The sequence below is a fragment of the Rhodospirillaceae bacterium genome (genome assembly GCA_016712715.1).
Lineage (GTDB): Bacteria > Pseudomonadota > Alphaproteobacteria > Dongiales > Dongiaceae > Dongia.
On record JADJQM010000001.1, the window covers coordinates 1,384,487 to 1,399,448 of the forward strand.

The following is a 14,962-nucleotide window of genomic DNA, read 5'->3' on the forward strand; positions in this document are numbered from 1 at the left end:
CCGACAGTCACACCCGCCAGCCTGATGCCAACGACTGTCGAAAACGGAGAGTGCGAAAGACACCCAAGGCCCATTCCCCATCGCCCGCGAAGGATGCCGGAACCGACGTCAAAAGATCGGTCCGGTGCAAGAAGAAGAGTTGTTGCAGCAACGAACTTACGCGGTATGCCGGGAACGTCCCGGCATCGATCAACGGCGGCTGAGGCTCTGCCGTTTTTGGGGAGGGTGATATGACTGACCTTGAGGCACACGTCGCACAAAAAGGGCGCAAAGAACTCGTCAAACAAGTCCGCGCCCAGATCAACGCACTCGGTATCAAGTATATCTACTATCAATTCGTTTCCGTGACCGGCCGCATCGTCGGCAAGGGCGTACCCGCCGACCATTGGGAAACGGTCGCCGAAAAAGGCTTCCAGCTGGTCTACGGCTCGACCGCCAATCTATTCGTCGACCGCCGCAAGAACTATATCGGCTATGGCCCGGAAGCCTCGGAGCTGGTCGGCATTCCCGACCCCGAGACCTTCGTCCAGCTGCCCTGGGACAAGCGCGTCGCACGCGTCTTCTGCACCTGCTTCCGCAATCGCGAGGAGCGCGAGAATCCGGGCGGCCATCTCAGCTCGGACTGCCGCGGCAATCTCCGCATCATCCACGACGAATTCAAGAAGAAGCATAAGGGCCTGCATCTCAGGCATGGTTGCGAGCCGGAGATGATGTGGCTGAAGAAGGGCGATAACGGATTGCCCGATGGCGGCTTCTCCAAACCAAATTGCTATCACATCGACCAGTTCGAAAGCCTGCGCCCCGTCTTCATGAAGGTGATCGAATACGCACAGGCCATGGGCCTCGACATGATCCAGGGTGATCACGAGGATGCGCCCGGCCAGTTGGAACTCAACTGGATGTATGACGATTGCCTGCGCACAGCCGACCGGCTCACGACCTATCGCCAGGTCTGCGCCCAGGTCGCCCGCGAGCACAATCTCATCGCCTGCTTCATGCCCAAGCCTTTCATGGGCGTCTCGGCCTCGGGCTGCCATCACAATCTCTCTCTGTGGACCGGTGGCGAGGACAAGATCAACGACCAGCATCTCAGCCCCCTCCCCGGCCAGAAGGATGTCTTCTCCTATCGGAAGGGCGGCGAGAACACCTTCATGCCCGGCAAGCAGGGCGGGAAGCCAGGTCCCATCGGCCTCTATTCGATCGGCGGCGTGATCAAGCATCTGAATGCCTTGACCGCGATCGGCTCCTCCACGGTGAACTCCTATCGCCGCCTGTGGGATACCGGTTTCTGGGCGCCGGTCTTTGCCGATTGGGGCTATCAGAACCGCACCTGCGCGCTGCGCATCTCGGCACCTGGCCGCTTCGAATACCGCTCGGTCGACGCCGCGGTGAACCCCTATCTGATGGCGGCGGCGCTGCTCAAGGCCTTCGACGACGGCATCACCAACAAGCTCGATCCGGGCGAGCCGGAAGAGCGCAACATGTATGAGGCGATCGCCGCCGGCAAGAAGGTCAAGAAGCTGCCGATGAGCCTCGGCGAGGCGCTCGATCATCTCGAGAACGACAAGGTCATCAACTCGGCGCTGCCGGGCGACATGATGCGCGTCTTCATGCACTACAAGCGTGACGAACATGAAAAGTTCATGGCCACCGTCACCGATTGGGATCTGGAGCAATACTGGGACATCCTGCCCTAAGGGGCAGGGTTACCCTCTTCTCCAGCGGATAAACTAAGGAGAACGACAATGTGTGGGATCGCAGGATTGATCCACCGCGGCACGACCGGTGACATCGGCACCGAAATGACCGCGATGCTGCAAAGCCTCAAGCATCGTGGGCCTGATTCGACCGGCTTTGCGCTCTATGGCAGCCCCAAGGGCAACACCTTGATCATGCGCTTCAAGGTGGCCGAGCAGGAGGATATGAAGCATGGCTTCAAGATCCACGACCAGGTCATCCAGCGCAAGGCGGAGGTCGACAAGCGCCTGAAGGAACTGGGCGCGACCATCGTCCAGGCGGAAGACGCCACGGAATACGCCTTCCGCTATACCCTCGATTTCGGCGGCGACAAAAAGAAGCTCGCCAACTATATCGAGGATATCGACGGTGCCGAGATCCTGTCGCTGGGCTATGGCCTGGAACTGATCAAGGATCTGGGCGACGCCGCCGATGTGTCGGGCGCCTATCACCTCAAGGGCTTCAAGGGCAGCCATGCGCTGGGTCATACGCGCATGGCGACCGAATCGGATGTCGACATCCGCTCGGCCCATCCCTATTGGGCCTATCCCTTCGCCGACGTCTCCGTCGTTCATAACGGCCAGCTCACCAATTACTGGACCGGACGGCGCGGTCTTGAGCGTCGCGGCCACCGCTTCATGTCGAACTGCGACAGCGAACTCATCGCCGTCTATCTCGCCGACAAGATGCAGCAGGGCGCCGACCTCAAGGACGCGATGACGGACTCCATCGACGAGCTCGACGGTGTCTTCACCTATCTGGTGGCGACCGCCGACAGCCTCGGCATGGCCAAGGACGTCATGGCAGCGAAGCCCATGGTGCTTTACGAAAGCGACACCTTCATCGGCCTCGCCTCGGAGGAAGTCGCCATTCGCAGCGTGTTCCCGCACGAGATCGACACCTTCGACCCCTATGAGGGCGAAGTGCGCGTCTGGAAGCGGTAATCAGGATCACAAGAGAGGCAAGACCGACCAGGCCTCGCACCCAGTCACATGAAATGGGCATGCATACCGAGAAGCTCTCGGGCCGCACCCAGCAACGCTTCTTCTCGCCCACCGAGGAGGAGAACTTCACCTATCCCGGCGCCTATGACGTCGATTTCAACAAGCGTGCCGAGTTCGACGCCGACAAGCTGTCGACCACGGAGATCAATCTCAAGATCCGCGAGTTGATGAAACAGGGCTACGGCACCATCGTCATCCGCAATCCGGGCGCCAAGCATGCGATCGCGGTCGGCATTCTCAACAAGCTCAACCTGCAGATTGAAGGCAGTCTCGGCTATTTCGGCTGCGGCTTGGTCGACGGCCCGAACATCCATATCAAAGGCCGCGTGGGCTGGTCGTGTGCTGAGAACATGTTGGCCGGCACCGTGGTCATCGAGAAGAACGCCGGCTCCACCTTCGGTGCCGCCATCCGCGGCGGCGATCTCGTCTGCAAGGGCGATGTCGGCGCCCGCATGGGCATCGACCAGAAGGGCGGCACCATCATCGTCGGTGGCCGCTGCGGCGCCTTCTGCGGCTTCATGATGCAGCGCGGCCGCATGGTCATCCTCGGCGATGCCGGCAAGAATCTCGGCGATTCCATGTATGACGGCACCATCTATGTCGGCGGCAAGATCGCCGGACTTGGCGTCGACGCCGTGCCGGGCGAGATGAACGAGCTCGACTGCAAGTGGATGGAAGCGAAACTCAAGCTCTACGGCATGAAAGCGCCGAACGGGGTCAAGAACATGACCAAGATCGTCGCCGGCAAGCAGCTCTGGAACTACGACAATCTCGAGCCGTCGGAGAAGAAGCTGATCCTGTAACGAAGAATACAGCTCCCGCGTTTCAGGTTCACCTGATCAGACAAGGAATAGCCAGATGGCAAAAGAGAAGAAGGCTCCGGCCACCGAACCCAAGACCAAGAAGCCGCTTTCGCGCGACACCTCGCGCCTTGGCAACAGCTTCATGTTCCCGCCGACCGTCATCGACGATATCCACATCAAGTCCGAGCTTGGCCGCTACCGCATGCGCGGCTTCTCGCTGTTCAAGAAGATCCCGAGTTGGGACGACCTCACCTTCCTGCCCGGCACCCTCACCCGCTTCGTGATCGAGGGCTACCGCGAGAAGTGCGAGACCAAGACCATCATCGGCCCGAAATGCAAGCGGCCGCTGGTGCTCGACATTCCGGTCTATGTGACGGGCATGAGCTTCGGCGCGCTGTCCTACGAGGCCAAGATCGCACTCGCCCGCGGCGCCACCATGGCCGGCACCGCGACCTGCTCCGGCGAAGGCGGCATGATCCCCGACGAGCGCCGCTTCAGCTCGAAATGGTTCTATCAGTGCATCCAGTCGCGCTACGGCTTCAACCCGCACCATCTGCAATTGGCCGATGCCTGCGAATTCTTCATCGGACAAGGCTGCAAGGTCGGTCTCGGCGGTCACTTGATGGGGCAGAAGGTGACCGACCAGGTTGCTGAAATGCGTTCGCTCCCCGCCGGTATCGACCAGCGCTCGCCGGCCCGTCATCCCGATTGGCTGGGGCCTGACGATCTCGCGCTGAAGATCCAGGAAATCCGCGAAGCCACCAATTGGGAAATTCCCATCCAGTTGAAGCTGGGTGCAGCCCGCGTCTATGACGACGTGCGCATGGCGGCAAAGACCGGCCCTGACAGCATCTATATCGACGGCATGGAGGGCGGCACCGGTGCCGGCCCGCACATCGCCACCGAGGAAACCGGCGTTCCCGGCATCGCCGCCATCCGCCAGGCTCGCAAGGCGCTCGACGATGTGGGCAAGACCGGCGAGATCAGCCTTGTCTATGCCGGCGGCATCCGCAACGGCGGCGACGTCGCAAAAGCCCTGGCACTCGGCGCCGATGCGGTCGCCATCGGTCACTCGGCCCTCATGGCCTTGAACTGCAACAAGGACATTCCCGAAGCCGACTTCCCCAAGGAGATCGGTTGCGAGGCCGGCTATTGCTATCACTGCCATACCGGCCGCTGCCCGGTTGGCGTCGCGACCCAGGACCCGATCTTGCGCAAGCGGTTGGATCCGGATGAAGCGGCGGAGCGGGTCTATAACTTCCTGCACTGCCTCACCATCGAAGCGCAGATGATGGCGCGTGCCTGCGGCAAGACCAATGTGCATTCCCTGGAGCCCGAGGATCTCGCGGCTCTCACCATGGAAGCCTCGGCCTTGGCCCAGGTCCCGCTCGCCGGTTCGCAACACACGGTCGGCCGTCCCGACATGACCCGTTACTAAGGAGGCACCGATGGCAGAGAAAAAGCCTGTGGCCAAGACCAGCGGCAAGGAAGATGTCGACAAGTATCTCAAAGGCGATGGGCTCGATTCATCCCGCGAAAAGGAAATCGGCCAACACATCGGCTATCGCTATGACGTCAACCTCGTCCCGGATTATGCGCGCCTCACCCCGTTCCTGAAGAAGTATCTGGAATTCATGGGCTGGGACGACCTCAACTGGCTCGAGGACGTCCACATGGGATACGAGGAGGGCGAGCCCGCGATCTTCGACCGCAACGTCAACGGCTGGGTCACGGTGCCCCAGGACCTGAAACTACCCGACAACCAGCAGGACCGCGACATGATCGCGCGCGAATTGCTGATCAAGTTCCAGATGTCCAGGAAACATCCGATGGTCGACCTCAACAAGGCCTACCGGAAGTTCTGATCGCGCGATATCGAGAGCTCAAGGTCCTGCCCCGCCGCATAACCCTGCGGCGGGGATTTTTTGTGCGTCCCAACTATATCGTCATGGTCCGCGCAGGCGACCACCCATGAATTTGTCTGCGGCTACCCGGTCGGCGGATAGAAACTCGTGGGTGGTCCGCCTGCGCGACCATGACGAGCGAGGTTACTCCTCCTCCTCAAACCCGCTCGCGCCCTCGCTCCGCCCCCAATCAGGTGCAAAGGACAGAATGCGCACGCCGGCCGGGATGTTCGGGTTGAACATGCGGTTGTGCCAATAGGTCGCCTGATAGAGGAGATCGTGCTCGGCAAGCTCAGTGACCTTGCACAGCAGCCGGAAGCGCTGGTTGAGTTCCGAGAATTCCAGGTTGATCTTGCCATGGTTGAGCAACTGGTCGACCAGTGCGTTCGAGGGGCCGAACAGCGCCGTGAGCGTGTCGTCGAAATCACGGTAGCGCTGGAAATAGCCGGCCGCCATATGCTCGGTTGCCTTTTCCCAGCGTTCGACCGGGTCCTGCGTCTTCAGCACCTGATGGCGGAAGAACGCGGTTGAGTCCTCTACCTCCGCCTTGTGCAGAAGCACGACCGTGGCACCGGCCAATTGCTCATCGTCGCGCGAGAAGATGAGCGGCCGCATGCCGGCACTGGGCCGCCCGCCGCCTTCGCGCATCGCCATCTGCCGCAATCGGCATTGCCAGTGCAGGAAATCCTCGCGCAACAGCGCCGCCGCCTCGCCGATCAGCACCACCTTGTCAGTCCGCTTCGCCATGCCCGACCTCTCGCGTTGCGCCGGGATCACGATATCGCGCCGCAGCAGCGACATCAACCAATCCTGGACCAAGGCGCGCGAGATTGTGCTGGATTGGGTGGACAGATTGACGCATCATTATAGGAGTTGATTCAGGATCGACGCGTGACCGGCGAGGGGGAAGATCGCTTGGGATTGCAGCGTTTGACAACGGTAATCACGAACTATCCCGCGGCCGAGTCTTCGGCCCTGGGTGTCGCCTTGTCGGCGCGGTCGCGCGCGGCGGCGAGCAACACCTTCACAGCAGAACATACCAATTCGAACCAAAGCCGGTGGCCTCATGGCACCGGTGATCGAGGTGACGCGCACTGAAATGGATCGGCGGCAACGGGGGCTGCACGGTCGCTGCATGAGGTCGGCAAGGAACATACCCCGCATCGCAAACTGATCATCAATAGTGAGGGGAACTAAGATGTCTGCGGAAACGATGTCGGGCCCTGCCAAGGGCGAATTGGTACGCTCCATTGATTGGCGCGGTGCCTTCTGGGTGGCGAGCGGCGTGCCGGCCCTCGTGCTCTTCTCGATCGGCGGTATTGCGGGGACCGTCGGCAATGTGGCCTTCGCCATCTGGGCCGTCTCCATGATGATGGGCTTTATTCAATCCTTCACCTATGCCGAGATAGCTGGCCTCTTCCCGAACAAATCGGGCGGTGCCTCAGTCTACGGTGCCGCAGCCTGGCTGAAATACGGCAAGTTCATCGCGCCGCTCTCGGTCTGGTGCAACTGGTATGCCTGGACGCCCGTGCTCTCCTTGGGCTCCGTCATCGCCGCAGGCTACATTCTTGGCATCGTCGAACCGGGACCGGCGGCCGAGGCCATTGCCGCCAAGATGGCGGAAGCGGCCGCAGCCGGCACAGCGATGGACGAAGCGGCTGCCACGGCAGCTCTGATGCCCATCCACAACGCCCTCAACGACCTCTTCTTCGGCATCCCGGTGCCCTTTACAGAAGCGACCGTCACGCTGTCCTTCAACACCACCTTCTTCATTGGCGCGGCCTTGATGCTGGTGGCGTTCTTCATCCAGCATCGCGGCATCCTTGGCACCGCCAAGGTGCAGACGGTGGTTGGCTTGATCATCGTCATCACCTTGTTCGTCGTTGGCGTGGTGCCGTTCCTGAACGGCAACTTCAACAGCGATAATTTCTCGCCCTTCGTGCCGCTGGCGGTACCCTATGTGGCCGATCCGGGGAGCTGGAACGTCGCTGGCTGGACCTTGGTCCTCGCTGGCATGTTCATTGCCGCCTGGTCGACCTATGGTTTCGAAACGGCTATCTGCTACACGAGCGAGTTCAAGAATCCGGAAACCGATACCTTCAAGGCAATCTTTTATTCCGGCCTTCTGTGCCTGGTGCTGTTCATCCTGGTGCCGATCACCTTCCAGGGCTATCTCGGCCTGGGTGGGATGCTGGAAACCGGCATCATCGACGGCTCAGGGGTCGCCAACGCCATGGCCCTCATGGTTGGCGGAGGTGCGGTCGTCAACAAGATCTTCGTGATCTTGATGATCGCCTCTCTGCTGCTCATCATCATCACAGCGATGGCGGGTTCCTCGCGCACCCTCTACCAGGGATCAGTAGATGGCTGGCTGCCCAAGTTCCTCAGCCACGTAAACCACAATGGCGCGCCGACAGGTGCCATGTGGACCGATCTCGTTGTCAACCTGGTCCTGCTGGCGATCGCTGCCACCGATGCCACGTCGTATTTCTTCATCCTCGCGGTGTCGAACTGCGGCTACATCATCTTCAATTTCCTCAACCTCAATGCGGGCTGGATTCACCGCATCGACAATGGCCATATCAAACGCCCCTACAAGGCGCCGACGATCATCCTGGCCATCGGCACCATCCTCGCCTTCGTCAACGCCGTCTTCATGGGCGCTGGTGCCAAGATATGGAATCCCTACGCTCTGTGGTGTGGCATCGGTTTTGCCGCAGTCATCATTCCGTTCTTCTGGTTCCGGCACTATGTTACTGACAAGGGCCAGTTCCCGCGTCGCATGCTCGAAGATCTCGGCATCCGCGATATCGGACATCTCGGTGAGAAGAAGGCCGGCATGCTGCCCTATGTGACCCTGGCCGCAGGTGTCATCGTAGTCCTCGTCTCGAACGTGATCTTCACGCTCGAGTAGATAATCGACGTCAGAAGGGCGGGGTCTCACCACCCCGCCCTTTTTCTTTTTTGGATACCAATGTCCGACCTGCTCGACGACACCACCATCGACAGCTTCCGCCGCGACGGTTTCGTCATCATCCGCGGCCTGCTTTCCGCAGCCGAAATCGAGGCGGCCCGCGCCCGCATCGAGCCCCTGTTCCAGGGCAAATTCGAGACCGGCCTCTATCCTGATGAATGGAACTGGCAGGAAGGCCGCGATGCGTACGACCGCACGCGCCAGATCTGCAATGGCTGGAAGTCCGACCGCACAATCGCCCGCATCATCCTCTCCGCCAGGGTCGGTGAGCTTTGCGCCAGGCTGGGTGGCTGGCCGGGTGCCCGGATCGGCCAGGACAATGTTCTGTGGAAGCCGCCAGGTGCCAAGTCGCTGGGCTTCCACCAGGATGACAGCTATTGCCACTGGGTCGTCCCCGCCGGCTACATCACCTGCTGGATGCCGCTCGATGCGACGCTCGCCACCGGCGGCACCATCGAATATGCGCGGGGCTCGCATCTGTGGCCGCTCTCGCAACCCAAGGGCAAGTTCCACGCCCCCGACGATTACCGCGCAACCTTGCGCGATGCGGCAGCCGAAGCCGGCGGCAAGATCGACATTGTGCCGATCGAAGTCTCCGCCGGCGACGCCGTCATCCATCACGGCCGTGTCTGGCACGGCTCCGGTCCCAACAGTGCGAGCGTGCCGCGCCGCGCGCTCGTCTCGCACTGCCTCTCATCGGACTGCCGCTTTCATGAAACGGAAATCAGCTACATCTACAGCCGCTACCGCCGCCGGGGCGACCTCACCATGGATGAAAGCTACTTCCCGATCCTCTGGCGGCAGGACGGCTATCGCTCATCCTGGCTCGACCCCTGGCTTGCTGCCTGATTGGTCCAAAATTGGTTGAAAGATGTCCGCTTTTGGTAACGCGCTTGTTGAAAGCCCGCCATTTCCTAGGGTAATGTTTCGGGAACAATGCCCACGCGGCCCAATGAGGTTCGAGATCACGCCCATCGCTTGAAGACATCCTTGTGCAGGGGAGCCCATATGAAGAAGCGCGTTGCCGTCATCGGTGCTGGTCCATCCGGAACCGCCGTCCTGCGGGCCTTCCAATCCGCCGCCGCCAAGGGCGCGGACATCCCCGAGGTGGTCTGCTTCGAAAAGCAGGAGGATTGGGGTGGCCTCTGGAACTATACCTGGCGCACCGGCCTCGATGAATCTGGCGAGCCGGTCCATGGCAGCATGTACCGCTATCTCTGGTCGAACGGCCCCAAGGAATGCCTCGAATTCGCCGACTACACATTCGAGGAACATTTCGGCCGCCCGATCGCCTCCTACCCGCCCCGCGCGGTGCTCTGGGATTACATCAAGGGCCGCGTCGAGAAGGCTGGCGTGCGCGGCTGGGTCCGCTTCCGCACACCGGTGCGCAATCTCGAATTCGACAAGGCCAGCGGCAAGTTCAACGTCACCGCCCATGACCTCAACAAGGATTCGATGAGCACCGAAACCTTCGATCACGTGATCGTCTGCTCCGGCCATTTCTCGACGCCGCATGTGCCGGAATTCCCGGGCTTCCGCAATTTCAACGGCCGCATTCTCCACGCCCATGATTTCCGCGACGCGGTCGAGTTCAAGGGCAAGGACATCCTCATCGTCGGGCGCAGCTATTCGGCCGAGGATATCGGCTCGCAATGCTACAAATACGGCGCCAAATCGATCACCAACACCTATCGCAGCCGTCCCATGGGCTTCAAATGGCCCGCCAATTGGGAGGAGAAGCCACTCCTGCAGCGGGTCGAGAACAAGACCGCCTATTTCAAGGACGGCACCTCGAAAGAGGTCGATGCGATCATCCTGTGCACCGGCTACCAGCACTATTTCCCCTTCATCGAGGATCTGCTGCGCCTGCGGACCGAGAACCGCATGTGGCCGCTCGGCCTCTACAAGGGCATCGTCTGGGAGGACAATCCGAAGCTCCACTACATCGGCATGCAGGACCAGTTCTATACCTTCAACATGTTCGACGCCCAGGCCTGGTACTCGCGCGACGTCATCCTGGGGCGCCAGCCGCTCCCCGCGCTGAGCGACATGCGCAAGGACAGCGCCGCCTGGCGCGCGCGCGAAGAGACACTGGCCGATGCCGAGCAGATGATCTGGTTCCAGGGCGATTATGTGAAGGACCTGATCGGCCTCACCGACTATCCGAGCTTCGACATCGAGACGGTCAACAAGACCTTCATGGAGTGGGAGCATCACAAGGCGGAGGACATCATGGGCTTCCGCAACAACTCCTACCGCTCGGTCATGACCGGCAATGTCTCGCCCAAGCACCACACGCCCTGGCTCACCGCCATGGACGATTCACTGGAGAGCTATCTCAAGGCGAAATAGACAGCCGTTTCATCGGATCGCGGTGCGCGATGTGTGCGCACCGCGCGCTTACCATTTGTTTACCAGGAAGGTTTATTTTCCCGTCATCGGTTGAGCGTCCTAGGGAATAGGAACAGCCATGACATTGCTCGAACCAGGAAATGCCATGCTCGACGAGACTCTGTTGGGGGACGGACTCGCTTCGGACAACGCGGTTGATGAGCGGCTCGCAGCCCTCCTCAGCATCACCGGGCGCATGGACGGCTTCCTCTATCGCTGCCGCAACGATGCCAGCTACACGATGCTCTATATCAGCGAGGGCATCCAGGCGTTGAGCGGGTATCCGGCCAGCGACTTCATCGGTAACAAGGTGCGCGGCTACAGCACCATCACCCACCCCGACGATCTCGCCTCCGTCGATGCCGCCGTGGGCAAGGCGCTCGAGGTACGCGGCAACTGGACCATCGACTACCGCATCATGCCGCGCCAGGGCGCACCCGTCTGGGTGCACGAGATCGGCGGCGGTGTCTTCAATGCGGCGGGCGAGCTCGAATTCCTCGAAGGCTTCATCATCGACATCACCGAACGGAAGCAGCTCGAAGAGAAGAACCGCGCCCTCATCGACCGCATCGCCGCCATCTCGGAACATATCGTCAAGGACACCAGCAACATCCTCGAAGTGCTGCGCGCCTTGAAGATGCTGGCCTTGAACGCCCGCATCGAAGCCGCCCGCGCCGGCGAGATGGGCCTGGGCTTCGCCGTGGTGGCGGAAGAGATCAAGTCCCTGGCCACCACGTCGGGCGCTTCCGCCGAACGCATCACCAAGCTGATGGACGAGTTGCAGGAAGTGCTGTCGGTGCCCGGCGGCGGGCATTGATATTGTTCGCCCGCATTTAATCGTCATGGTCCGCGTAGGCGGACCACCCACGACTTACTTTCTTCAGTCGCCAACAAACTCGTGGGTGGTCGGCCTTCGCCGACCATGACGACCGAGTTATCTCGCTCAACTCCGCGGCTTCAGTTTCTCCGGATCGTAGAACGGGAACCTGACCACCCGCGCCGGCAGGCGCTTCTGCTGACCGTCGATCTTGCCGATCTCCACCTCGGTGCCAAGGGCCGCATAGGTCACGTCCATGCGGCAGAGCGCGATGTTCTTCCCAAGAATCGGCGAGATGCAGCCCGACGTCACCACGCCCACCTGCGCGCGCCCCACATGCACGCAATCGCCATGGCCGACCGCCTGCTTGGCGTCGATCTCCAACCCCACCAGCACGCGCTGCGCATGTTCCTTGCGGCGGATGATCGCCTCGCGGCCGACGAATTCCTCATTGCCCTTCAAGGCCACGGTGAAACCGATGCCGGCCTCGTAAGGGTCGGTCTGGTCGTTGAACTCGTAATTGGCAAAGACCAGCCCGGCTTCGATGCGCAGAATATCCAGCGCCTCCAGCCCCAACGGCAACAATCCGTGCGGCTGCCCCGCCGCCCAGACCGCATCCCAGACAGCCGGCGCATCCTTCGGGTGGCAGAAGATCTCGTAGCCAAGCTCGCCCGAATAGCCGGTGCGCGAGACCACCACGGCGACACCGTTATAATCGCCGATGCGCCCGACAGTGAAATGGAACCACTGGATCTCATCCACCCTTGGCCTGGCCGGCGGCGTCCAGATGATCTCCTTCAGGATGTCGCGGCTCTTCGGCCCCTGCAGCGCGATGTTGTGAAGCTGGTCCGTCGCCGACTTCACCCAGACCTGTTTCAGCCCGCGTTTCTCGGCCAGATCGCGCAGCCACTTGCCGCCGAATTCATCGCCGCCGATCCAGCGATAGCGGTCTGGTCCCATCCGGAACACGGTCCCGTCATCGACCATGCCGCCATGCTCATAGCACATCGCGGTATAGACCACCTGACCGTCGCTGAGCTTGCGGATGTTGCGCGTGCAGGCGATCTGCAGCAGATCCTCGGCATCCGCCCCCAGCACCTCGAACTTACGCAGGGGCGAGAGATCCATCACCACGGCTGCCTCACGAGCCGCCCAATATTCCGCCGTCGGCCCGGCGTTGTTGAAGCGGTTGGGCAGCCAGAAGCCGCGATATTCCGTGAAGTTGCGTGTGAGCGCCGAGGTGCGCGGATGAAAGCCGGTCTCGCGGGTGAGGATCGGTTCGGCATCTGGGGTCATGCGATACGCCATGGCTCGGGAGAAACTGTTCTTCGCATCATAGATGCGAACATGAATGTCGGTGGGGTTCCAGGCATTGGTGGCATCGATATCGTCGGGGCAGGCGGAGGAGCCGCAGACCAGGTCCTTCATCGCCTTCATCAGCACATAGTCACCCGGCCGCGACCAGGGATCGTCGAGGAAGATCGCGTTCGCGGCGTTGACACCGGTGTTGTAGAAGAGATTGACCGCCTGCCAGCCGCGTCGCGTCTCCAGCCCGAACTTCTCCAGCACCAGGTTGAAATTTTCCGAGCAACTGGGATGGCCGGGATAGCCCGCATCCTCATAGAAGCGCGGCGTGCAGGCGAGCCCGAACGTGTCGTGCCGTCCGCAGGTATCGCGCACCACCTCGACCAGCGCCTGCATGTCGACATCGAAGAATTTGGAGGCAAGCCCCGGGCCTGGATAGATGGCGCCCAGCATGGTGCGCGTCGTCGTCATGTCGATGCCGCGCTCGCGCCCGTTGGCCAATTGCCTTGCATCGAAGGCGACGAAGTCCGAGCACTGCCGGCCCGCCACATCGATGACCTGGATGTACTGGCCTTCCTTCACCTCATAGGAAAGTGCCGTGCATTTGTTGACCCGGAATTCTGCGACCATCTCGCCCAGGGGTGCCGGCAATGGCGGTGTCGTGAGATGCGACGGGTTCGCCCGCCTTACCACGACGCCAAGATCCGTGGGCGGCGCCTGTTCCTCCGGCGGCATCTCGCTACCCGGTGCATGGAGGACCACGATCACCGGCCGCGCGGCCGTCATCCTGGCGGTGTCGCCCGGCCGCGTGTCACCTGCCAGAACCCGCGCCACGTCATCGACGCCCTTGGGCATGTGCCATTGTGCCAGCTGGTGGCGTAGCTGGATGATCTCGTCAGGACTGCCGTGTACCAGCGGCATGCCGGATAGGATCTGCGTGATGCCGGCCGAGGGTCCCTCGCCGCGCAAGCCCAGTGCCTGGAGATCCGGCCGCGGTGTTTCATGATGCTGCGCACCAGGGCCGGTGAAGGCCGCGATCTCGCAAGATTGCCGCCCTTCCCGGTCGGTGATCTCAATCCGGTCGCCGGCCTCCAACCGCAGGATGAGGGCGCCGAGACCGGCCAGCCGGTAGCGTTCCACCGCCGGGTCAAAGCGCGGCAGGCCGGGTTCGATCACCCGCGGCCGCGTCATGCTGCGTTCGACAATGGTCATGCGCGTCCCCGGCTGCTGCGGCACCTGATAGTCGCGATCATCGAGGATGATAGACCGCGCCTGAACGGACCCTCAAGCGCTCAATCGACCGCCAAGCGCGGTTTAGCGCAACCCGGCCCGATTGACGGCCGCCGCCACCTCCGCATTGCCGCAGACATGGCTGATACGGTCGTATTCGGCCGCGGTATCGATGGCGAGCTGCGCCTTGTTGCGCTTGCTCAAGAAGGAATCGATCGCCGCGTCCATGGTCGTGCGCACCAGCTTGGCGGCGTCGCGTTCCGCCTGTGCCTGGTTCTGCGCGGGGTAGGCTCGCGCCACCTTGCGCAGGATCTGCGGCCGGATCGTATCGGCTAGGCGCGGGAACATCTTCTGGTCGATCTTCACATGCTTGGTCTCATGCTTCATCGTTTCGTTCCACAGGCACGAGCCCTTGGGAATCTCCCTTGCGATGCGGACCTCGGTATGGACCTTGAGCGTGATCTGCAGGCGGTCGACCTTCCAGCACAGGATGCCGTCACTGCGCATCTTGGAGCTCAGGGTCGTCTGCCATGCCTGTTCCGGCACGATGACCGTCGCCCCCATCGTGTACTGGAATTGGGGTAGATGGCGCGGTGCGACAGTGCTGCCATCGGATGACAATTGCGCGATGCCGCGGCTGTCATCATAGGATACCGGCAGAATGTCCGCGCGCACCGACACAACCGGTGGCGCCGCCGGGCGCTCGCAAGTGGCGGCACGGGCCTGACCGCCGGCCAATGCGCAACACAGCAGCAGCGCACCGGCCAGCAGCGGCAACTGGATGATCCGGCGCATCT

Annotated in this window: 12 protein-coding genes; 9 read left to right on the forward strand and 3 right to left on the reverse strand. The window is 61.7% G+C overall.

Going from position 1 to position 14,962, the window contains the following annotated elements:
- Positions 1-230 precede the first annotated feature (230 nt).
- Genes IPK59_06790 through IPK59_06810 form a run of 5 tightly spaced genes read left to right on the forward strand, consistent with a single transcriptional unit; the run spans position 231 to position 5,409 of the window.
- Positions 231-1,697 (forward strand): glutamine synthetase, encoded by a 1,467-nt coding sequence (locus tag IPK59_06790; protein MBK8158473.1) that lies wholly within the window; start codon positions 231-233, stop codon positions 1,695-1,697.
- A gap of 48 nt (positions 1,698-1,745) precedes the next feature.
- The gene (locus IPK59_06795; protein MBK8158474.1) at positions 1,746-2,681 is read left to right on the forward strand and encodes a glutamine amidotransferase; all 936 of its coding nucleotides are present in this window, start codon (positions 1,746-1,748) and stop codon (positions 2,679-2,681) included.
- Between the two features lie 53 nt (positions 2,682-2,734).
- Complete coding sequence (locus IPK59_06800) at positions 2,735-3,544, forward strand: GXGXG motif-containing protein (GenBank protein ID MBK8158475.1); 810 nt, start codon at positions 2,735-2,737, stop codon at positions 3,542-3,544.
- A gap of 55 nt (positions 3,545-3,599) precedes the next feature.
- The gene (locus IPK59_06805) at positions 3,600-4,982 is read left to right on the forward strand and encodes an FMN-binding glutamate synthase family protein (protein ID MBK8158476.1); all 1,383 of its coding nucleotides are present in this window, start codon (positions 3,600-3,602) and stop codon (positions 4,980-4,982) included.
- Positions 4,983-4,992: 10 nt separating this feature from the next.
- Positions 4,993-5,409, forward strand: coding sequence for a hypothetical protein (locus IPK59_06810; protein MBK8158477.1), 417 nt, complete (start codon positions 4,993-4,995; stop codon positions 5,407-5,409).
- 183 nt (positions 5,410-5,592) lie between these two features.
- Here IPK59_06810 and IPK59_06815 read toward each other — a convergent pair whose 3' ends face one another.
- Positions 5,593-6,249 (reverse strand): hypothetical protein, encoded by a 657-nt coding sequence (locus IPK59_06815; protein MBK8158478.1) that lies wholly within the window; start codon positions 6,247-6,249, stop codon positions 5,593-5,595.
- A gap of 397 nt (positions 6,250-6,646) precedes the next feature.
- On the opposite strand from IPK59_06815, the gene IPK59_06820 reads away from it, so the two are divergent.
- The 4 genes from IPK59_06820 to IPK59_06835 all read left to right on the forward strand — a co-directional run bounded on the left by IPK59_06820 (position 6,647) and on the right by IPK59_06835 (position 11,630).
- Complete coding sequence (locus IPK59_06820) at positions 6,647-8,362, forward strand: APC family permease (GenBank protein ID MBK8158479.1); 1,716 nt, start codon at positions 6,647-6,649, stop codon at positions 8,360-8,362.
- A gap of 60 nt (positions 8,363-8,422) precedes the next feature.
- Entirely contained in the window at positions 8,423-9,271 is an 849-nt protein-coding gene (locus tag IPK59_06825) for a phytanoyl-CoA dioxygenase family protein (protein ID MBK8158480.1), read from the forward strand.
- 159 nt (positions 9,272-9,430) lie between these two features.
- Positions 9,431-10,774, forward strand: a complete 1,344-nt coding sequence (locus tag IPK59_06830) for an NAD(P)/FAD-dependent oxidoreductase (protein ID MBK8158481.1) — start codon at positions 9,431-9,433, stop codon at positions 10,772-10,774.
- Between the two features lie 118 nt (positions 10,775-10,892).
- Positions 10,893-11,630, forward strand: a complete 738-nt coding sequence (locus IPK59_06835) for a PAS domain-containing protein (GenBank protein MBK8158482.1) — start codon at positions 10,893-10,895, stop codon at positions 11,628-11,630.
- Positions 11,631-11,756: 126 nt separating this feature from the next.
- Here IPK59_06835 and IPK59_06840 read toward each other — a convergent pair whose 3' ends face one another.
- Together IPK59_06840 and IPK59_06845 are read right to left on the reverse strand one after the other, a co-directional pair.
- Positions 11,757-14,147 (reverse strand): DUF1989 domain-containing protein, encoded by a 2,391-nt coding sequence (locus IPK59_06840; protein ID MBK8158483.1) that lies wholly within the window; start codon positions 14,145-14,147, stop codon positions 11,757-11,759.
- Positions 14,148-14,249: 102 nt separating this feature from the next.
- On the reverse strand, positions 14,250-14,960 hold the full coding sequence (locus IPK59_06845; protein MBK8158484.1) for a hypothetical protein: 711 nt from the start codon (positions 14,958-14,960) through the stop codon (positions 14,250-14,252).
- Positions 14,961-14,962 lie beyond the last annotated feature (2 nt).